Here is an 18,153-nt window from a genome sequence, read left to right as displayed (position 1 = left end):
CCCCCCTCTGGCACAACGAGCAAACCCATGACTGACACGCGCACCGCTGCAACCTTCGTCTCTCCGGTCATGCAGGCGCGCCGCTGGCTTGAAGGGGTTGATTTCCCGCCCGAGCGCCCGTTGATCAACATATCCCAAGCTGCCCCCCTCGATCCCCCGCCCGAAGGACTGTGCGCGGCCATGGCGGATGTGATCTGCAACGATCCGACGGCGCATTTCTATGGTCCCGTGCTTGGCCTGCCCGCCCTGCGCGAGGAGGTGGCATCGCAATGGCAGGGTATCTATGGCGGGCCGGTGCGCGCCGCGCAGGTGGCAATCACATCCGGCTGCAACCAGGCCTTCGCCGCTGCGCTGATGACCTTGACCCGCGAAGGCGACGAGGTGATCATACCCACGCCTTGGTATTTCAACCATAAAATGTGGTGTGACATGACCGGAGTGCGCGCGGTTCCGCTTGCGACCGGCACCGCCCTCATGCCCGACCCCGAGGCGGCGCGCGCCCTGATCACGCCGCGCACCCGTGCCATCGCTCTGGTTACGCCCAACAACCCCGGCGGCGTCGAATATCCGCCCGCGCTTCTGCGCGCCTTCCATACGCTCGCGCAGGACGCCGGAATCGCTCTCATCATAGATGAAACCTACCGCGACTTTCATTCCCTCCCCGGCGCGCCGCATGATCTTTTTTGTGATCCCGATTGGGACAACACGCTTATTCAGCTCTATTCCTTCTCCAAGGCCTACCGCCTCACCGGCCATCGCCTCGGCGCGATGATCGCCTCGCCCGCGCGGCTGGCCGAGGCCGAGAAGTTTCTCGACACCGTCACCATCTGTCCCAACCAACCCTCGCAGCATGCGGCCCTCTGGGCGATGCGCAACCTCTCGCAATGGCTCGCTGGCGAACGCAGCGAGATCCTCTCGCGCCGCGCCGCTATCGACGCCGGTTTCCCGCGTCTTGCCGCCAAGGGCTGGCGTCTGCGCGGTGCGGGTGCCTATTTTGCCTATGTCGAACATCCCTTCGCATTGGACGCCGACGCGCTTGCGCCGCAACTGGTGCGCGAAGCGGGCGTCCTTCTGCTGCCCGGCCCCATGTTCTACCCCAGCGGGACCGCCAGCGCGCAGCGCGAATTGCGCATCGCTTTCGCCAACATTGACACATCCGGCATCGCCACATTGTTCGAGCGGCTCGACTCGTTGACGTTTGCCCCCCGAACCTAAGCCAATTGCAGGCAAATCACCACGAGGCCTTGCCCCTTGCGCGGTCAGGCAATAGACATCGTGCGACTGATTTCAAACCGTTCCGAAAGGCGCTTCATGGCACGCGGCAGCACCTCTAAAACACTCGTCTGGATCCTGATGGGCCTTCTGATCCTGGGCCTCGGCGGCTTTGGCGTTACCAACCTCTCGGGCCATCTGCGCTCCATCGGTTCAGTCGGCAATCGCGACATCACCGTCAGCGCCTATTCCCGCGCCGTGCAGGATGAAATCCGCGCCCGCGAAGCCAGCATGGGCCAGCCGATCCCGTTCTCGGTCGCACGCGCGCTCCAGCTCGACCAGGTTGCTCTGGCACGGCTCATCGCCAACACTGCTGTCGATCACGAAGCCAGCCAACTGGGCATTTCCGCGGGCGACGAAAACCTGCACGCTGCGCTGCTGCAAATTCAGGGGTTCCGCGGTATCGACGGTCAGTTTGATCGCGAATCCTATCAATTTTATCTCGACCGCACCAATCAGTCCCAAGCCGAGTTCGAACAAAGCCTGCGCGATGATCTGGCCAGCGGATTGCTGCAACAGGCCGTGCTCGCGGGCCTCCCCGCAAGCGACACCTACGCCGACACGCTGGTCAACTTCCTGGCCGAGCGGCGCGATTTCACCTGGGCCGCGCTCAGCGAAGACGACCTCGAAGCGCCACTGTCCGAGCCGGACACCGAAACGCTTGCAAAGTTCCACACCGACAATGCCGCCCGTTTCACCCTGCCTGAGCGCAAGGGCATCACCTACGCCTGGCTCACCCCCGACATGATCCTCGATCAGGTCGAGCTTGGCGACAGCATCCTGAAAGAGAATTACGACGAACGCAGCAACGAGTTCAATCAACCCGAACGCCGCCTTGTCGAACGGCTGGTATTCCCCGACACTGCCGCCGCCGAGGCTGCCAAATCCGCCATCACCGCAGGTGAAAAAAGCTTTGAGCAAATCGTCACCGAGCGTGGCCTGGCGCTTGGCGATATCGACATGGGCGATGTCGTGGCCTCCGATTTGGGTGCCGCAGGCGAACCCGTCTTTGCCGCCAACCCCGGCGGTGTGATTGGCCCGTTCCAAACCGATCTCGGCCCGGCGTTGTTTCGCATCAACGGCGTGTTGGCCGCCCGCACCATCAGCTTCGAAGACGCCCGCGAGCAACTCCACGAAGAGCTTGCCGTCGATCGCGCCCGCCGCCTGATCGACCAGATGCGCAGTGATATCGAAGACCTGCTGGCTGGCGGTGCCACCCTCGAAGAAATCGCACAAGAAACCGACATGCAGCTCGGTCAGACCAACTGGACCGCCGACAGCTCGGAAGATGTTGCAGGCTACGCCGCCTTTCAGGAGGAAGCCGCCAAGGTCACGGTCGATGATTTCCCCTCCGTCGTCGCTCTGGAAGACGGCGGCATCTTCGCGCTCCGCCTCGACACGGTGCTTGCCCCCGAACTGCAACCGCTGGAAATGATCCGCACCGAGGTAGAAGACGCCTGGGCCGAAGCAGAAATCACAAGCCGTCTGGTCGCCCAAGCCGAAGCCCTGCTCCCTCAGATCACGCAGGAAACCGACATGGCCGCCCTCGGCCTCACCGTCACCGAGGAGCGCGACATCACCCGCACCGACTTCATCGCGGGCACGCCGCAGAGCTTCCTCACCGGCCTCTTCAAGATGGAACCGGGCGAAAGCCGCGTGTTCGAAGCCCCGGGCGGCGCTCTCATTGCACGCCTCGATGCAGTCCACGCGCCTGATGAGTCAAACCCCGAGGTTGGTGCCGCACGCACCGCACTCAGCGAACAGGCCGCCAGCGCCCAGGCTCAGGATCTCTATCAGTATTACATCAACGACGTTCAGGCACGCGCCGGGCTGGCGCTCGACCAGAATGCGATCAATGCCGTGTTGGCCAACTTCCAGTAAAGGCCGCAGGATGGAGCTGACCCCCTCTTTTGAGCAATTTGCCCGCGCCTATGAGGCCGGTGAAAATCAGCTGATCTATACCCGGCTGGCCGCCGATCTCGACACGCCTGTCTCGCTCATGCTCAAGCTGACAGGCGCCGCACGCGATGCCTTCATGCTCGAATCTGTCACCGGCGGCGAAGTGCGCGGGCGCTATTCGATCATCGGCATGAAACCCGATCTGGTCTGGCAATGTCACGGCACCAAAAGCCGCCTAAACCGCGCCGCCCGTTTCGACACCACCGCGTTTGAGGAACAGCCCGGCGATCCGCTGACCAACCTGCGCGCCCTGATGGCCGAAACCCGTATCAATCTGCCCAACGATCTGCCTGCCGCCTCCGCAGGCCTCTTTGGCTATCTCGGCTATGACATGATCCGCCTTGTCGAACATCTGCCGAACATAAACCCCGATCCACTCGGCCTGCCCGATGCGATGTTCCTGCGCCCCACCGTGGTCGCCGTTCTGGATGGAGTCAAAGGCGATGTGACCGTTTGCTCGCCCGCTTGGGTCTCTGATGGCCAATCCGCGCGCGCCGCCTATGCCCAGGCGGCCGAGCGTGTGATGGATGCGGTGCGCGACCTCGAACGCGCCCTGCCCCAACAGGCCCGCGATCTCGGCCAGGCCCAGCAAGAAGACGCAACGCCAGTTTCGAATTTCACCAAATCGGCCTATATGGCCGCCGTTGAGAAAGCGCGCGACTACATCCGCGCCGGTGACATCTTTCAGGTGGTCCCGTCGCAACGCTGGACACAAACCTTCCGCCAGCCCCCCTTCGCGCTCTATCGCTCGCTGCGGCGCACCAACCCCTCGCCCTTCATGTTCTACTTCAATTTCGGCGGCTTTCAGGTGGTCGGCGCCAGCCCCGAAATCCTCGTGCGCGTCTTTGGCGACGAGGTGACGATCCGCCCGATCGCCGGCACCCGCCCACGCGGCGCCACCCGCGAAGAAGATCTCGCGCTGGAAAAAGACCTGCTCTCGGATGAAAAGGAGCTGGCCGAACACCTGATGCTGCTCGATCTCGGGCGCAACGATACCGGCAAGGTCTCCAAGATCGGCACCGTGCGACCGACCGAGAAATTCATCATCGAGCGCTATTCCCACGTGATGCACATCGTCTCCAACGTGGTGGGCGAGCTCTCAGAAGATCACGACGCGCTCTCCGCCCTCCTCGCAGGCCTGCCCGCGGGGACCGTCTCGGGCGCCCCAAAAGTGCGCGCAATGCAGATCATAGACGAGCTTGAGCCGGAAAAACGCGGCCTCTACGGCGGCGGCGTCGGCTATTTCTCTGCGGGTGGCGACATGGATATCTGCATCGCGCTGCGCACCGCCTTGGTCAAAGACGAAAAACTCTACATTCAGGCTGGTGGCGGCGTGGTCTACGACAGCGACCCCGAGGCGGAATACCAAGAAACCGTGCACAAATCGAACGCGATCCGCCGCGCCGCCGCCGACGCCGCGCGCTTCACCGGCAACGGCAATGCCTGAGTGCACGGCGAAACCTGCTGCCCTTCATCTTGCTAAAAATATCCCGGGGGTGTGGGGGCTGGCCCCCACTTGGTCCTGCGTGTGGGGACTGGCCCCCACTCTAACCCGCGTGTGGGGGCTGGCCCCCACTCTAACCCACAGCTTGCCGTCAGCGTCGCCTTTGCCCCTCATCACGTCATGCCCCGCCTGATCCTCTTCAACAAACCTTTCGGCGTGCTCTCGCAATTCACCGACAAGGGCATGGGCGATTCCCCACGCCCCACGCTTTCCATCTTCATCACCGAAAAAGGCGTCTACCCCGCCGGGCGGCTTGACCGCGACAGCGAAGGGCTCTTGCTGCTCACCGACGACGGCAAGCTCCAAGCCCGCATTTCCGACCCGCGTCACAAGCAGCCCAAAACCTACCTCGCCCAGGTCGAGGGCACGCCAGACGACTCCGCCCTTGCCGCCCTGCGTTCCGGCGTCACGCTCAAGGATGGCCCGACGCGTCCGGCCAAGGCCCGCCGCGTCCCCGCCCCCGATTGGCTCTGGCCGCGCAATCCACCAATCCGGGTGCGCCAATCCATCCCCGACACCTGGATTGAACTCACCCTGACCGAAGGGCGCAACCGACAGGTCCGCCGCATGACAGCCGCCGTCGGCCATCCCACCCTGCGCCTGATCCGGGTCCGCATTGGCGACTGGGCCCTCACCGGTCTCGCCCCCGGCGAATACCGCACCATTTCGCTGCCATAAGACGGGCTTCTTCCCATCCATCGCACGCTGCATTACTCAATTTCAGGTAAATTTTCGCCGCAACGCGGCGGTGCACGCCCAACAGCCACGCGACAGCCGTAAGTCACCCCCCGGATTTACGCGCTTCCTGCTGCGTTAACGCTTTCAGTTCTGGGGCTCCAGAAGCTGGCTCACCGGCACCAGCGCAATCTGATCCGCCCGGTCTTCCAGCCCCCAAAGCAGCAACGCGCTCACCGTATCCGGCCGCATCCGCCCGACCATCACAACCCCGCCCTCACTGCCTGCGCGAAGGGCGCCATTGTCGAGAAAACGCCGAATCGCGCGCGACTTCTGACCGGCGGAATCAAAGTCGCGAAAGATCGTGGCAGAGGGCACGCCGTTCTTTGCCGCAAGCTTTTGTGCGGTATTCAACCCCTTGGGATACAACAACAATCCATGTCCGCTATCGGCCAGGATCTGGGCCACCTGGTCGCTGATCTGTCGATCCGACTGGATGCCATCTTCAGGCGCTTCCATCACCGCCACTGCCTCGGGAACGCGCGCCATCAGCACCGGCATCGCCACTTCGACATCGCTCGGCGCGGCCCCTTCGGGCAGTGCCACCATTGCCAAGACTTCAAACCCCGCCGCGCGGTAGATCGCCATCTTGTCTGTCGCATCCTCGCGGCTGGTATCTACCGCGAAAGCCAAGGGATAGGGAAACGCCGACAACATATCCATCGCCACCGGCCCGCCACCGTCATCAATCAGAACGATCGCCATTTTAGGCTTGTTTTCAATGCCTTCCACCTCGACGGCAAAGCGCTTTATCGGCGGCATGGCGCTGCGATCCACCGCCTCACCTGTAAGTGCGCCCTGCGTCTCACCTTCCTGGCGAACCGCAGGCAACCGCCCGGTCCGGACACCATCGTTGCCAAGCGATTTGAGGTCGCTGGCCGGTTTTCCAATCCGAACGGCTGCGCTCTGCTCATCTGATTGAGGGGCTGTCACATCCGGCTCCGGTTCACTAACCGGCATTCTGTCAGGCTCCGATTCGTCCGGTGCAACCTCCACGACTTGCGATTCCGCTTCCTGCCCAACTGGCCGCGTCTCGCTCGGGGCCGCCGATTCGGGCGCGACACGTATCACCAACTCCTCGTCCCCGCCCTCGGGCATGGCCGGAACGTCTGTCTTTTCAATCTCTTGCGCGTTATCTGCCGGGCTAGGTGCCGGGCTGACCGGTTGCGCTTCTTCCGCTTCGCTCACCGCGGGACTCATCGGCGAAGCCGGGGCATCGCTTTGCACCTGCGGCGCGGGTGCCGTTGCAACGTCCGGCTCGGCTTGCTCCACGCCAGCAGGCGCGTCGTCCGGTTCGGGGTCCACAAACGCCGTTTCATCCGGATCTGCCGGTGGCGCCATTGGCTGCGCCGGTTCGGTTGAAATCGACAGTTCTGCCTCGTCCTGCGGGGCCAGCGGCGCACCCGCCTGCCCCCCTTGCGTTACTGGCTCGTCACTGCGCGCTGCCACATCCGGCGCACTTCCCTGACCCGCCACAGGCGCGCTCATACCACCTTGAAGCGCACTCGCAGAAGGCTGCGAGCCAGGATCGGTATCCGCACTCTGCAACGGCGAAAGATCATCAGGTTCCGGCGCCGTCACCCGCGGCGCCGCCGCGCCCGTGACCACAGGTTCGCTCGCAGGCAAATTCGCCTGATCGTCATCGCGCGACTGGTTGAACTCCGACCCGGCCGGCACTTCCACTGCTGCCGCCTCGGGTTTGCCTAGCGGTGCCTCAGCCCCTCCGCTTAGAACCGAAAGCGTCCCGGCACCGCCAACGGCCACCAAAACGCCCCAAAACGCTCCGCTCAGAAATCCTCTGGCCACTCAATTCACCTCTTTTTCCTGCCCTAAGGGACAGTGCGCCCCTTGACGGTGCGCGACAAGCCTGAACATGTATACCGCGACCATGGGCCGGGCCTCCAGCCCTAAGAGAACGAATGTGAGCAAGATGCTGCTGCTGATAGATAATTACGACAGTTTTACCTATAATCTGGTCCATTATCTGGGCGAACTGGGTGCCGACGTCGTGGTCAAACGCAACGATGCGCTTGATGTGAAGGCTGCGATGGCGATGAACCCGGCCGGTATCCTGCTTTCCCCCGGCCCCTGCGATCCGGATCAGGCGGGCATCTGCCTGGATCTGACACGCGCCGCTGCCCAGAGTCGCACGCCCTTGCTTGGCGTCTGCCTTGGTCATCAGACCATCGGCCAGGCCTTTGGTGGAAAAGTCGTGCGCTGTCACGAAATCGTGCATGGCAAGATGGGCGAAATTCACCACACTGGCAAAGGCATCTTTCGCGATCTTCCCAGCCCGTTTCAGGCCACCCGCTATCATTCTCTCGTCGTCGATCGCGGCAGCCTGCCCGACTGCCTCGAAATCACAGCCGATCTTTCGGATGGCACCATCATGGGCCTGCAACATCGCGAACTGCCGGTGCATGGCGTTCAGTTTCATCCCGAATCCATCGCCTCGGAACATGGCTATGCCATGTTGAAAAACTTTCTCGACTGCATGAGGGTTCCTGCATGAGCGATGCGCTTAAACCCCTGATCGGCGCGGCCGCCGAGCGTCCGCTAACCCGCGAAGAGGCGCAGACCGCCTTTACGATCCTGTTTGACGGCGAAGCCACGCCCAGCCAGATCGGCGGCTTCCTCATGGCGCTTCGCACGCGCGGTGAGACGGTCGAGGAATACACCGCCGCCGCCAGCGTCATGCGCGCCAAATGTCATGCGGTGACGGCGCCGGAAGGCGCCATGGATATCGTCGGCACCGGAGGCGATGGCAAAGGCACGCTCAACATCTCGACAGCAACCGCCTTTGTGGCCGCGGGCGCGGGATTAACCATTGCGAAACATGGCAATCGTAACTTGTCTTCCAAATCCGGGGCCGCCGATGCCTTGGCACAAATGGGCGTCAAGGTGATGGTCGGCCCGGCGGTGGTTGAACGAGCATTGAGCGAATGCGGCATCGCCTTCATGATGGCTCCGATGCATCACCCCGCCATGGCACATGTCGGTCCGTCACGGACCGAACTTGGAACGCGCACGATTTTCAACATCCTCGGCCCGCTTACCAACCCTGCCGGTGTCAAACGCCAACTCACAGGCGCATTTTCGCGCGCCATGATCCGTCCGATGGCCGAAACGCTCGCCGCTCTGGGATCAGAACGCGCCTGGCTCGTCCATGGCAGCGACGGCACCGACGAAATGACAATCACCGGCATCACCTGGGTCGCAGCCCTGGAAGAGGACAAGAGCGTGCGCGAGGTCGAATTACATCCTGAGGATTTCGGCCTTCCCGTGCATCCGTTCGAGGGTATCATGGGCGGCACGCCGGAAGAAAATGCCAAGGCTTTCAGTAACCTGCTCGACGGAGCTCATTCGGCTTACCGTGATGCCGTCCTGCTCAACACCGCAGCGGCGTTGGTGGTTGCCGGGCGCACCGACGATTTGCGCGAAGGCGTCGAAATGGCGCGCGAAAGCATCGATTCCGGCGCCGCAAAACGCAAGATCACCTGTCTTGCGAAACTCACATCGGAGGCGAAATGACAACCACCGTCCTGGACAAGATCAAGGCCTACAAACTCGAAGAGATTGCCGCCGACAAATCCGTCAAACCGCTTGAAGAAGTCGAGGCTGAAGCCCGCGCCGCCGAGCCTGTGCGCCCCTTTGCAGAGGCGTTGTTCGAGTCAGCCCGCGAGGGTTACGGGCTGATCGCCGAGATAAAGAAAGCCAGCCCCTCCAAGGGCCTGATCCGCGAAGATTTCGACCCCGCCGCGCTGGCACAGGCATATGAAACCGGCGGCGCAACCTGCCTTTCAGTGCTGACCGACACGCCCAGCTTCCAGGGCGCCAAGGAATTCCTCACCGAGGCCCGCGCCGCCTGCAAGCTGCCAGTTCTGCGCAAGGATTTCATGTATGATCCCTATCAAGTCGCCGAGGCCCGCGCCCTTGGTGCCGATTGCATCCTGATCATTCTCGCCACAGTCTCGGATGAACAAGCCGCCGAACTCGAAGCGGCAGCCAACGATTGGGGTATGGATGCCCTTCTTGAAGTGCATGACGAAGAGGAACTGGAGCGCGCAAGCAGGCTTTCGTCTCGCATGGTCGGTATCAATAACCGCAATTTGAAAACCTTTGAGACCACTCTCGAAACCACGCGGAAACTGTCGAAGCTCGTTCCCGCCGACCGGATGATCGTCTCTGAAAGCGGTCTCGCCACGCCCGAAGATCTGGCCGATATTGCCCGGTATGGCGTGCGCTGCTTTCTCATTGGCGAAAGCCTGATGCGTCAAGACGATGTCGCCGACGCAACAAGCACCCTTCTTGCCCGTCCGCTCACCGTAGGGGGCATGTAACATGACCGGGCTCAGCCATTTTGACGCCAAGGGCGCCGCCCATATGGTTGATGTTTCCGAAAAAGCAGTGACCTCGCGCATCGCCGTCGCCCGGGGCCAAGTCACGATGCAACGCGAAACCTTTGCGTTGATTTCCGATGGCCGCGCCAAGAAAGGCGATGTGCTCTCCGTGGCACGTCTTGCCGGCATCATGGGGGCCAAGAAAACTCCCGACCTGATCCCGCTCTGCCATCCCCTGCCGATCACCAAGGTGACGGTTGATCTGACGCTCGATCCCGATCTGCCCGGCGTTCAGATCGAAGCGACGGTCAAGACCACAGGTCAGACCGGCGTCGAGATGGAGGCGCTTACCGCCGTGTCAATCGCCGCGCTCACGGTGCACGACATGGTCAAGGCCGTCGACAAAGGCATGATCATTTCGGACATTCGCGTCGTTTTGAAAGACGGCGGAAAATCAGGACGTTACGAGTCAAAATGATTTCGGTAGACACAGCCCTTTCCCAGCTCTTCTCGCTTGCTTCACCGCTCGAGATTGAAACCGTTCCACTCATCGCAGCGGTCGGGCGGGTGCTGGCCACGGATGTTTCAGCCAACCGCGATCAGCCGCCTTTTGCCTCTTCGGCTATGGATGGCTACGCACTGAACGGTGCCGAAGCCGATCTGCATGCGCAATTCAAGGTGATCGGCGAAAGCGCCGCAGGACATCGCTTTGAAGGTGCGATCAAACCCGGCCAGACCGTGCGAATCTTCACCGGTGCCCCGGTGCCCGAGGGCGCCACCCACGTGGTTATCCAGGAGGATGTCGAACGCCGCGGCGATCTCATCACCATCGTGGCCCATCAGAGCCAGAACAACATCCGCCCCCTTGGCACGGATTTCCGCACCGGTGAAACAATGCAAAGCCCCCGTGTGCTCACCCCCGAAGACATCGCGCTGCTGGCCGCCATGAACATCTCTCAGGTTCCCGTGCGTCGTCGGCCTGTCGTGGCTCTCATCTCCACCGGGGATGAATTGGTCATGCCGGGCGAAACACCGGGATCGGATCAGATCATCGCCTCCAACTCCTTCGGCCTGCACGGCATGCTGTCCGCACTCGGCGCCACGCCAAGGCTGCTGCCCATTGCGCGCGACAACCGCGAGAGCCTCGAAACCACGTTCCAACTCGCAGCCGACGCCGACTTGATCGTCACCATCGGCGGCGCTTCGGTGGGCGATCACGATCTGGTCGGCGATGTGGCCGAGGCCATGGGACTGCAACGCGCCTTCTACAAAATTGCCATGCGCCCCGGCAAACCGCTGATGGCTGGGCGCATGGGCAATGCGGTGATGCTGGGCTTGCCCGGCAATCCGGTCTCGGCAATGGTCTGCGGCCATGTCTTTCTTGCCCCGGTGATCCGCGCTCTCCTAGGGCTTGGAGCCGCACCCGCCCCGCGCAAGTCCGCCCGCTTGACCGGCCCTCTGGGCGCCAACGGCCCGCGCGAACACTACCAGCGCGCCCATGTGTCAGACGGCGCAATCACCGTGTTTGATCGTCAGGACAGCTCATTGCTCAGCGTTCTCGCTCAGTCCAATGCGCTCGCCATCTCCCCACCCAACGCACCCGAACAGCCCGCCGATAGCGAAATCGCCTACATTCCGCTGCGCTGAACCTCCCTTCCTCTGACTGAATATATCCCGGGGGTCCAGGGGGCTGGCCCCCGCTCGCACCCTCACAAATGCGAACCTGTTGACACAAAACGGGAACATGCGTAGAACAAACGCTAACAATGAAGCAACACAAGGGCGGAACATATGCTGACGCGCAAACAGCTGGACCTTCTGGAATTCATTCACAAGCGGGTGCAGCGCGATGGCGTGCCGCCTTCTTTCGATGAAATGAAGGACGCACTCGATCTGCGGTCAAAATCTGGCATTCACCGTCTGATCACCGCGCTGGAAGAACGCGGATTTATACGTCGCCTCGCACATCGCGCCCGCGCCATCGAAATCGTCAAGCTGCCCGAAAGCCTGGGCGCTGCCGCGTCGGGATTTACCCCCCGCGTGATCCAAGGCGATCGTCCTTCCGCCCCCCCACCCTCCAACGCGATGACGGTCGAGACGGCGGGCGCGCTGGAACTGCCGATCATGGGCCGTATCGCCGCCGGTGTCCCGATCGAAGCGATCTCCGATGGCTCCCATAACATTACCGTGCCCCAGTCTATGCTGGCCGGCAGCGGCGAACATTATGCCCTGGAGGTCAAAGGCGATTCGATGATCGATGCCGGAATCAATGATGGCGACGTGGTTGTGATCCGCGAAACCGTCACCGCTGAAAATGGCGATATCGTGGTGGCCTTGGTCGAAGATCACGAGGCCACACTGAAACGCTTCTTTCGACGTGGCAACGCCATCGCGCTCGAAGCGGCCAACCCGGCCTATGAAACCCGTGTCTTTCCCGATGACAAGGTCAAGGTACAGGGCAAACTGGTCGGCCTGATCCGCACATACTAAGCTAGGGTTTTCAACGCCGGTTCCAAAGCCGCTCGCCAGAAACCTGGCGGGCGGTTTTCGTCTTCACCGGCTGTCCCGCTTTGCCCTTGTAGAGCGCCACGGCCCCTTCGGACTTGAGACGCGCAGGGTCATAGACCGTGCAGGGCAACCCATCGGGCGCGTCGGCATTGGTCACGATCACTTCATCTTTCGCGCAACTGAGTGTCCTAACGCTCACTTTGCCGGTGACATGGCGAATTTTCCACTGCTCGCCCAGGTCGCTCCAGCGGACCGCCGCTTCTTCCTGGCTTGCCGGATCACCATCGTTCTCCAGCCAGTTTTGCGCTACAAACCCGCCGCCCCGCGGCTTGCTTAGCGCCCGTCCCTGTGCGCCCATGATGCCCACCAAAGCTCCATTATCCGCGATCAGAACCGCCGGGCGCTCAGTCCCGATCCAAAGCGCGAAACCGAGCGCGACCGGCGCCAGACCAACCATGCGCGCTCGCCCCTGCCACAAGACGAACCCGGCCAACCCCGCCGCGATCAACGGCAGCACCTGCCAGTCCGGGCTTATCACGGTCCCGCGCGCGCCCTCGAACTCCGCCACCGTTCCCGCAACACTCAGAATCCAGCGCACACCCAACCCCATGACCGAAAGTGCTGCCGCTTCCAGGCCCAATGGCATCAAGACCGCCGCAACAACCCCGGCCGGGATCACAAGAACCCCCATAAGCGGCACGGCCGCAAGGTTGGCAATCAACCCGTAGTGGGCAAATTGGTTGAAATGCGCCGCCGCGACCGGCGCCGTGGCCAACCCTGCAACGGCCGAGGAAATCACTGTCGCCGTAATTGGCCTGGTCCAGGCCGGTCCCTTGCGAAAATTTGCGTCACGCAGAAAGCGAAACACCACCACAAGCGCGGTTGTCGCCGCAAAAGACATCTGAAACCCCGGCCCCAGAAGCGCCTCAGGCCACAGGACCAACACGATAGTTGCCGCCAGCGCCACAGATCTGAGCGAAATCACCCGACGATCGACAATCACCGCAAGCAGCCCCACCGCAACCATCACAAAGGCCCGTTTTGTCGCGATGTTGCCGCCCGAAAGCCCAAGGTATCCCGCCGCCACCGCCAGCGCCAGCACCGCCGCCAGCTTCTTCACCGGCAGGCGCAAACCAACCGACGGCCAGAGATTCAGCCCAAAGCGCAGGACCGCAAAAACAAACCCGGTCAAAAGCCCCATATGCAGACCTGAAATGGCCAGAAGATGCGCCAGATTCGTGACTCTCAAGGCGCGCAACGTTTCGGGCCCGATGCCACTTCGGTCCCCCGACATGATTGCAGCCGCGAACGCCCCCGGCTCGCCCGACAAAGCCGTTTGCACACGGCTTGACAACGCCAGCCGCGCCGCCAGCCAGTTGAAACCCTCCTTGGGCGGTTCCAGGATCAAAAGCGGCGTGCGGGCATATCCCACAGCACCTAGCTTGAGAAACCAGGCATGGCGTTGAAAATCAAATCCCCCCGGCTCCACCGGCCCACCGGGCGGCGACAGGTGCGCCGTCACGATCACCCGTGCCCCGGCGCGCGGCTCGCTGCCGCCTGTCGCGTGCAGCGAAACCCGCACCCGCTCTGGTGTCTTTTGCGGCCCAACCCGGTGCAGCACTACATCTTCCAGAAGCACCCGCACCGCGCCGCTGGAGGAGCGATCAATCCCGATCACCTGACCTTCCACCGGACCGTAATAGCGCCATCCCAACACCGGCCGTTCGACCATATTTGCGCGCGTCGCCGCCAGAGCAAAGCCCAACCCGATCAAGACAACGGCCCAGATCACCGGCGTCCAGCCCACGCGCCAGACCAACGCCAGACCAATCAACGCAACAATTCCCGCCCCTAGATAGGGAACCACTGCTTGCGACGGCTCGACCAGCAGGCCAAAATAAAGCCCGATCCCAGCCGCAAGACAGACCGGAACCCAAGGAAAGAGGTGCCCCCGCTGCCCCCAGAGGGCCGTTTCCAACCGCGCCAAGGCGCCCATGATTGCCCTTCCCATGTGCAAAGAGGTCGCACCACGCATGATTCCCGCTTCAACGCTGGCGCGAAACACATTAGACAGGCCCCAAATCTATCCCGTTCATGGTTACCGAAAGATTAACGCCTGATGACCCAGCCGATCGTGACCCGCTTTGCGCCCTCGCCCACCGGATACCTTCATATCGGTGGCGCACGTACGGCGCTTTTCAACTGGCTTTTCGCACGCGGGCGTGGCGGCAAGTTCCTGCTTCGCATCGAAGATACCGATCGCGCCCGCTTCACCCCCGAGGCGAGCGAAGCAATCCTCAAGGGGCTGGCTTGGCTCGGTCTCGATCATGACGGCGATGTGGTCAGCCAATTTGCCCGTGCCGAACGCCACGCCGAGGTGGCCAATGCCATGTTGAACGCCGGGCATGCCTACAAATGCTTTTCCTCCCAGGAAGAAATTCAGGCTTTCCGCGACAAGGCCCGCGAAGAAAAGCGCTCAACCCTGTTTCAGAGTCCGTGGCGCGACGCTGATCCCGCCAGCTACCCGGATGCGCCCTACGCCATCCGCCTCAAGGCTCCGCGCGAGGGTCAGACGGTGATTGCCGATCAAGTCCAAGGCGATGTCACCATCCGAAACGATCAACTCGATGACATGATCCTGCTGCGCTCGGACGGCTCACCGGTCTACATGCTTGCCGTGGTGGTCGATGATCACGATATGGGCGTCACCCACGTGATCCGGGGCGATGATCATCTCAACAATGCCGCCCGCCAGCAGATTGTCTATCAGGCGATGGGCTGGGATGTGCCGGTGTGGGCGCATATTCCGCTGATCCATGGACCAGACGGCAAGAAGCTCTCCAAGCGTCACGGCGCGCTCGGGGTCGAAGAATATCAAGCGATGGGATACCCGGCAGCGGGCATGCGTAACTATCTTGCGCGGCTGGGCTGGAGCCACGGCGATGATGAATTCTTTTCGGATACTCAAGCCATGGAATGGTTTGATCTCTCCGGAATCGGCAAGTCACCTGCCCGGTTCGATTTCAAGAAGCTCGAGAATATTTGTGGTCAGCACATCGCGGCATCCGACAATGCTGCGTTGCTGCAAGAACTGCTGGCCTACCTTGAAGTAACCGGACAACCGGCGTTGGACGGCACAAAAAAATCTATGCTGGCCGCGGCCATGCCGGTGTTAAAAGAACGCGCAAAGACTTTCCCGGAACTCATTGAAAAAGCGTCGTTTGTGCTTCAAACGCGCCCAATTGAAACCGATGAAAAAGCCGCTCGTTCACTTGACGCTGCATCCCGTGGTATACTCAGTCAATTGACGCCGCACCTGCAAAATGCTAGCTGGTCCCGCGACGATCTGGAACATGTTTTGAACCGCTTCGCCGAAGAGCAAGACACGAAATTCGGCAAGCTTGCCGCGCCCATGCGCGCCGCTCTTGCCGGACGCAGTGTCAGCCCAAGTGTGTTCGACATGATGCTGGTTCTCGGGCGGGATGAAACCATCGCCCGCCTGAAAGACGCCACCGTGGCCTGAGAAGGGTTTACCTTCTGGAAAGCCGCAAAGACTAGAACTGGCGCGTGCCGACACGCATCAGACGTACGAAATGAGGAAGGAAAACCATGACAGACAGCCCCAAAACCGCCACCCTTACCATCGACGGTAAATCATTCGAGCTGCCTGTCCTGTCGCCAACGACGGGTCCGGACGTGATCGACATCCGCAAGCTCTACGCCGACGCAGGTGTGTTCACCTATGATCCCGGTTTCACGTCGACGGCCTCCTGCGAAAGCACGATCACCTTCATTGACGGTGACAAGGGCGAGCTTTTGCATCGCGGCTACCCAATCGACCAACTGGCCGAGAAATCGCATTACCTCGAAGTTTGCTACCTGCTGCTTTATGGTGAGTTGCCAACAGCGACCGACCTTGAAGAGTTTGAAAACAACGTCACCCGGCACACCATGGTGCACGAACAGATGCACAATTTCTTCCGGGGATTCCGCCGTGATGCGCATCCGATGGCCACGCTGGTTGGCGTGATCGGTGCCATGTCGGCCTTCTATGCCGACAGTGCCGACGTCAGCGATCCCTGGCAGCGCGAAGTCGCTTCGATCCGGCTCATTGCCAAACTGCCCACGATCGCGGCAATGGCCTATAAATATTCGGTCGGCCAGCCCTTCGTCTATCCGCGTAACGATCTCGATTACGCGTCAAACTTTCTCTACATGTGCTTTGCCGTCCCGGCCGAGGATTATCAGGTAGACCCGATCCTTTCGCGCGCGATGGACCGTATCTTTACCCTGCATGCCGATCACGAGCAAAACGCCTCGACATCGACGGTGCGCCTCGCCTCTTCTTCGGGTGCCAATCCGTTCGCCTGTATCGCCGCTGGCATCGCTTGTCTCTGGGGGCCGGCCCATGGTGGCGCAAACCAGGCTTGCCTTGAAATGCTCAAGGAGATCGGAACGCCTGACCGCATTCCCGAATTTATCGCCCGCGCCAAGGACAAAAACGATCCGTTCCGCCTGATGGGCTTTGGTCACAGGGTCTACAAGAACTTCGATCCACGCGCCAAGGTGATGAAGCAATCGGCCGACGAGGTGCTCGATCTTCTGGGCATCGAAAACAACCCGGTGCTTCAGGTCGCCAAGGAACTGGAAGCCGCTGCGCTCGCCGATCCTTACTTCACAGAGAAAAAGCTGTTCCCGAACGTCGACTTCTATTCTGGCATCATTCTCGAAGCGATGGGTTTCCCCACCTCGATGTTCACGCCGATCTTTGCACTTTCGCGCACTGTCGGTTGGATTTCCCAGTGGAAAGAGCAGTTCTCGGACCCGGCACACAAGATCGGTCGCCCGCGTCAGCTTTACCTCGGCGAGACCGAGCGCGACTATGTGAACGTCGAAAACCGCTGAGCCAAAACAGCCGCTGCCCCCGAATTCGAATACCGGGGGCAGCGGTGCCACGCCTAATGAAAAAAGCCGCCATCCGTCCCGGGATTGGCGGCTTTTTCAACAAGGATCTCATTAAGACTTCGAACGTTCAACAGGGTCGTGTCAGCGTCCTAGCGCCCTTCGAAATGCGCTTTGCGTTTTTCCAGGAAAGACACAACGCCTTCCATGAAATCGCGGCTCTTTCCGACCTTACCCTGCAATTTCGCTTCCAGGGTCAGTTGATCCTCAAACGGATTATTCCAACTGTTGCGAATTGCCCGTTTGGTCATCTGGAAAGCCCGCGTCGGTCCCTTCGCCAGAAATTCGGCGCGTGATTTCCACTGCGCCTCGAACGCTTCATCTGCAACCGCTTCCCAGATCATGCCCCAGTCATCGGCCTGCTTCGCGCTGATCTTATCGGCAAAAAGTGCCGCCCCCATCGCTTTGGCACCACCCATATTGCGCGGCAACCAATAGGTTCCGCCCGCATCCGGGATCAACCCGATGCGCGTAAACGCCTGCATGAAATAAGCACTCTCGGCGGCAATCACCACATCCGCAGCCAACGCAAGATTGGCCCCTGCCCCCGCAGCCGGCCCGTTCACCGCCGCAATTACCGGCACAGCGCAATCAGAAATAGCCTTGAGCATGGGGTTATATTCGTCGCGCAACCCGCGTTCCAGATCAAGCCCCCCGACGCTGGCATCACCAAGATCCTGACCCGAGCAGAATGCATTCCCCGCCCCCGTCATCACGACCACACGCGCGCCATCCCTTTCACAGTGCAGCACGGCATCGGTGATCTCGGCCCGCATCTTTGCAGTCAACGCATTCATTTTGTCGGGTCGGTTTAGAGTGATGAGACAGATATTGTCCTCAACCGTGTAGGTAATCGTCGTATAATCCATGTCC

Annotated in this window: 15 protein-coding genes; 12 read left to right on the top strand and 3 right to left on the bottom strand. The window is 61.4% G+C overall.

The features are described 5' to 3' along the window. The first annotated feature begins 27 nt into the window (after positions 1 to 27). The 4 genes from LZG00_09025 (at position 28) to LZG00_09010 (ending at position 5,413) form a co-directional block, all read left to right on the top strand. The gene (locus LZG00_09025) at positions 28 to 1,215 is read left to right on the top strand and encodes an aminotransferase (GenBank protein MCF3594142.1); all 1,188 of its coding nucleotides are present in this window, start codon (positions 28 to 30) and stop codon (positions 1,213 to 1,215) included. 96 nt (positions 1,216 to 1,311) lie between these two features. After that, entirely contained in the window at positions 1,312 to 3,153 is a 1,842-nt protein-coding gene (locus tag LZG00_09020) for a SurA N-terminal domain-containing protein (protein ID MCF3594141.1), read from the top strand. A gap of 10 nt (positions 3,154 to 3,163) precedes the next feature. Then, positions 3,164 to 4,678 (top strand): anthranilate synthase component I, encoded by a 1,515-nt coding sequence (gene trpE, locus LZG00_09015; GenBank protein MCF3594140.1) that lies wholly within the window; start codon positions 3,164 to 3,166, stop codon positions 4,676 to 4,678. Positions 4,679 to 4,855: 177 nt separating this feature from the next. Beyond that, the gene (locus tag LZG00_09010) at positions 4,856 to 5,413 is read left to right on the top strand and encodes a pseudouridine synthase (GenBank protein MCF3594139.1); all 558 of its coding nucleotides are present in this window, start codon (positions 4,856 to 4,858) and stop codon (positions 5,411 to 5,413) included. A gap of 144 nt (positions 5,414 to 5,557) precedes the next feature. Here the strand turns inward: LZG00_09010 and LZG00_09005 are convergent, their stop codons facing one another. Next, positions 5,558 to 7,276, bottom strand: a complete 1,719-nt coding sequence (locus tag LZG00_09005; protein ID MCF3594138.1) for a divergent polysaccharide deacetylase family protein — start codon at positions 7,274 to 7,276, stop codon at positions 5,558 to 5,560. A gap of 124 nt (positions 7,277 to 7,400) precedes the next feature. On the opposite strand from LZG00_09005, the gene LZG00_09000 reads away from it, so the two are divergent. From LZG00_09000 to lexA, 6 genes are all read left to right on the top strand, one after another. After that, complete coding sequence (locus tag LZG00_09000; GenBank protein ID MCF3594137.1) at positions 7,401 to 7,982, top strand: aminodeoxychorismate/anthranilate synthase component II; 582 nt, start codon at positions 7,401 to 7,403, stop codon at positions 7,980 to 7,982. Continuing rightward, on the top strand, positions 7,979 to 9,001 hold the full coding sequence (gene trpD, locus LZG00_08995) for an anthranilate phosphoribosyltransferase (GenBank protein MCF3594136.1): 1,023 nt from the start codon (positions 7,979 to 7,981) through the stop codon (positions 8,999 to 9,001). The genes LZG00_09000 and trpD overlap by 4 nt, the downstream gene beginning before the upstream one ends. Beyond that, positions 8,998 to 9,810: an indole-3-glycerol phosphate synthase TrpC gene (gene trpC / locus LZG00_08990; GenBank protein ID MCF3594135.1), complete on the top strand. Its 813-nt coding sequence runs from the start codon at positions 8,998 to 9,000 to the stop codon at positions 9,808 to 9,810. Before trpD ends, trpC begins: the two co-directional genes overlap by 4 nt. Position 9,811: 1 nt before the next feature. Beyond that, entirely contained in the window at positions 9,812 to 10,288 is a 477-nt protein-coding gene (gene moaC, locus LZG00_08985; GenBank protein MCF3594134.1) for a cyclic pyranopterin monophosphate synthase MoaC, read from the top strand. Further along, positions 10,285 to 11,457, top strand: coding sequence for a molybdopterin molybdotransferase MoeA (locus LZG00_08980; GenBank protein ID MCF3594133.1), 1,173 nt, complete (start codon positions 10,285 to 10,287; stop codon positions 11,455 to 11,457). The genes moaC and LZG00_08980 overlap by 4 nt, the downstream gene beginning before the upstream one ends. A gap of 144 nt (positions 11,458 to 11,601) precedes the next feature. Further along, complete coding sequence (gene lexA, locus LZG00_08975; GenBank protein ID MCF3594132.1) at positions 11,602 to 12,300, top strand: transcriptional repressor LexA; 699 nt, start codon at positions 11,602 to 11,604, stop codon at positions 12,298 to 12,300. A 10-nt stretch (positions 12,301 to 12,310) separates the two neighbouring features. Here the strand turns inward: lexA and LZG00_08970 are convergent, their stop codons facing one another. Further along, positions 12,311 to 14,314 carry a ComEC family competence protein gene (locus LZG00_08970; GenBank protein ID MCF3594131.1) on the bottom strand — a complete coding sequence of 668 codons (2,004 nt, stop codon included), beginning with the start codon at positions 14,312 to 14,314 and terminating at the stop codon, positions 12,311 to 12,313. 123 nt (positions 14,315 to 14,437) lie between these two features. Between LZG00_08970 and gltX the strand changes: the two genes are divergently transcribed. Beyond that, positions 14,438 to 15,841, top strand: a complete 1,404-nt coding sequence (gene gltX, locus LZG00_08965; GenBank protein ID MCF3594130.1) for a glutamate--tRNA ligase — start codon at positions 14,438 to 14,440, stop codon at positions 15,839 to 15,841. Between the two features lie 86 nt (positions 15,842 to 15,927). Then, positions 15,928 to 17,223 carry a citrate synthase gene (locus LZG00_08960; GenBank protein MCF3594129.1) on the top strand — a complete coding sequence of 432 codons (1,296 nt, stop codon included), beginning with the start codon at positions 15,928 to 15,930 and terminating at the stop codon, positions 17,221 to 17,223. Positions 17,224 to 17,372: 149 nt separating this feature from the next. Here LZG00_08960 and LZG00_08955 read toward each other — a convergent pair whose 3' ends face one another. Next, a complete protein-coding gene (locus LZG00_08955; GenBank protein ID MCF3594128.1) occupies positions 17,373 to 18,149 on the bottom strand; it encodes an enoyl-CoA hydratase-related protein in 777 nt (258 codons plus the stop codon). Positions 18,150 to 18,153: the final 4 nt, after the last annotated feature.

It is taken from the genome of Rhodobacteraceae bacterium LMO-JJ12 (assembly GCA_021555075.1).
Taxonomy (GTDB): Bacteria; Pseudomonadota; Alphaproteobacteria; order Rhodobacterales; family Rhodobacteraceae; genus JAKGBX01.
Note: the sequence above shows the minus strand (reverse complement) of the source record. Positions and strands in the feature narration are given on the sequence as shown.

What these genes read in the sequence shown, in the direction of transcription:
- LZG00_09020 (MCF3594141.1), top strand. Translation starts at nt 1,312, where the DNA reads ATGGCACGCGGCAGCACCTCTAAAACACTCGTCTGGATCCTGATGGGC.
- moaC (MCF3594134.1), top strand. Translation starts at nt 9,812, where the DNA reads ATGACCGGGCTCAGCCATTTTGACGCCAAGGGCGCCGCCCATATGGTT.
- LZG00_08955 (MCF3594128.1), bottom strand. Translation starts at nt 18,149, where the DNA reads ATGGATTATACGACGATTACCTACACGGTTGAGGACAATATCTGTCTC.
- lexA (MCF3594132.1), top strand. Translation starts at nt 11,602, where the DNA reads ATGCTGACGCGCAAACAGCTGGACCTTCTGGAATTCATTCACAAGCGG.
- LZG00_09010 (MCF3594139.1), top strand. Translation starts at nt 4,856, where the DNA reads ATGCCCCGCCTGATCCTCTTCAACAAACCTTTCGGCGTGCTCTCGCAA.
- trpE (MCF3594140.1), top strand. Translation starts at nt 3,164, where the DNA reads ATGGAGCTGACCCCCTCTTTTGAGCAATTTGCCCGCGCCTATGAGGCC.
- LZG00_08970 (MCF3594131.1), bottom strand. Translation starts at nt 14,314, where the DNA reads ATGGGCGCCTTGGCGCGGTTGGAAACGGCCCTCTGGGGGCAGCGGGGG.
- LZG00_09000 (MCF3594137.1), top strand. Translation starts at nt 7,401, where the DNA reads ATGCTGCTGCTGATAGATAATTACGACAGTTTTACCTATAATCTGGTC.
- gltX (MCF3594130.1), top strand. Translation starts at nt 14,438, where the DNA reads ATGACCCAGCCGATCGTGACCCGCTTTGCGCCCTCGCCCACCGGATAC.
- LZG00_08980 (MCF3594133.1), top strand. Translation starts at nt 10,285, where the DNA reads ATGATTTCGGTAGACACAGCCCTTTCCCAGCTCTTCTCGCTTGCTTCA.
- trpC (MCF3594135.1), top strand. Translation starts at nt 8,998, where the DNA reads ATGACAACCACCGTCCTGGACAAGATCAAGGCCTACAAACTCGAAGAG.
- LZG00_09025 (MCF3594142.1), top strand. Translation starts at nt 28, where the DNA reads ATGACTGACACGCGCACCGCTGCAACCTTCGTCTCTCCGGTCATGCAG.
- trpD (MCF3594136.1), top strand. Translation starts at nt 7,979, where the DNA reads ATGAGCGATGCGCTTAAACCCCTGATCGGCGCGGCCGCCGAGCGTCCG.
- LZG00_08960 (MCF3594129.1), top strand. Translation starts at nt 15,928, where the DNA reads ATGACAGACAGCCCCAAAACCGCCACCCTTACCATCGACGGTAAATCA.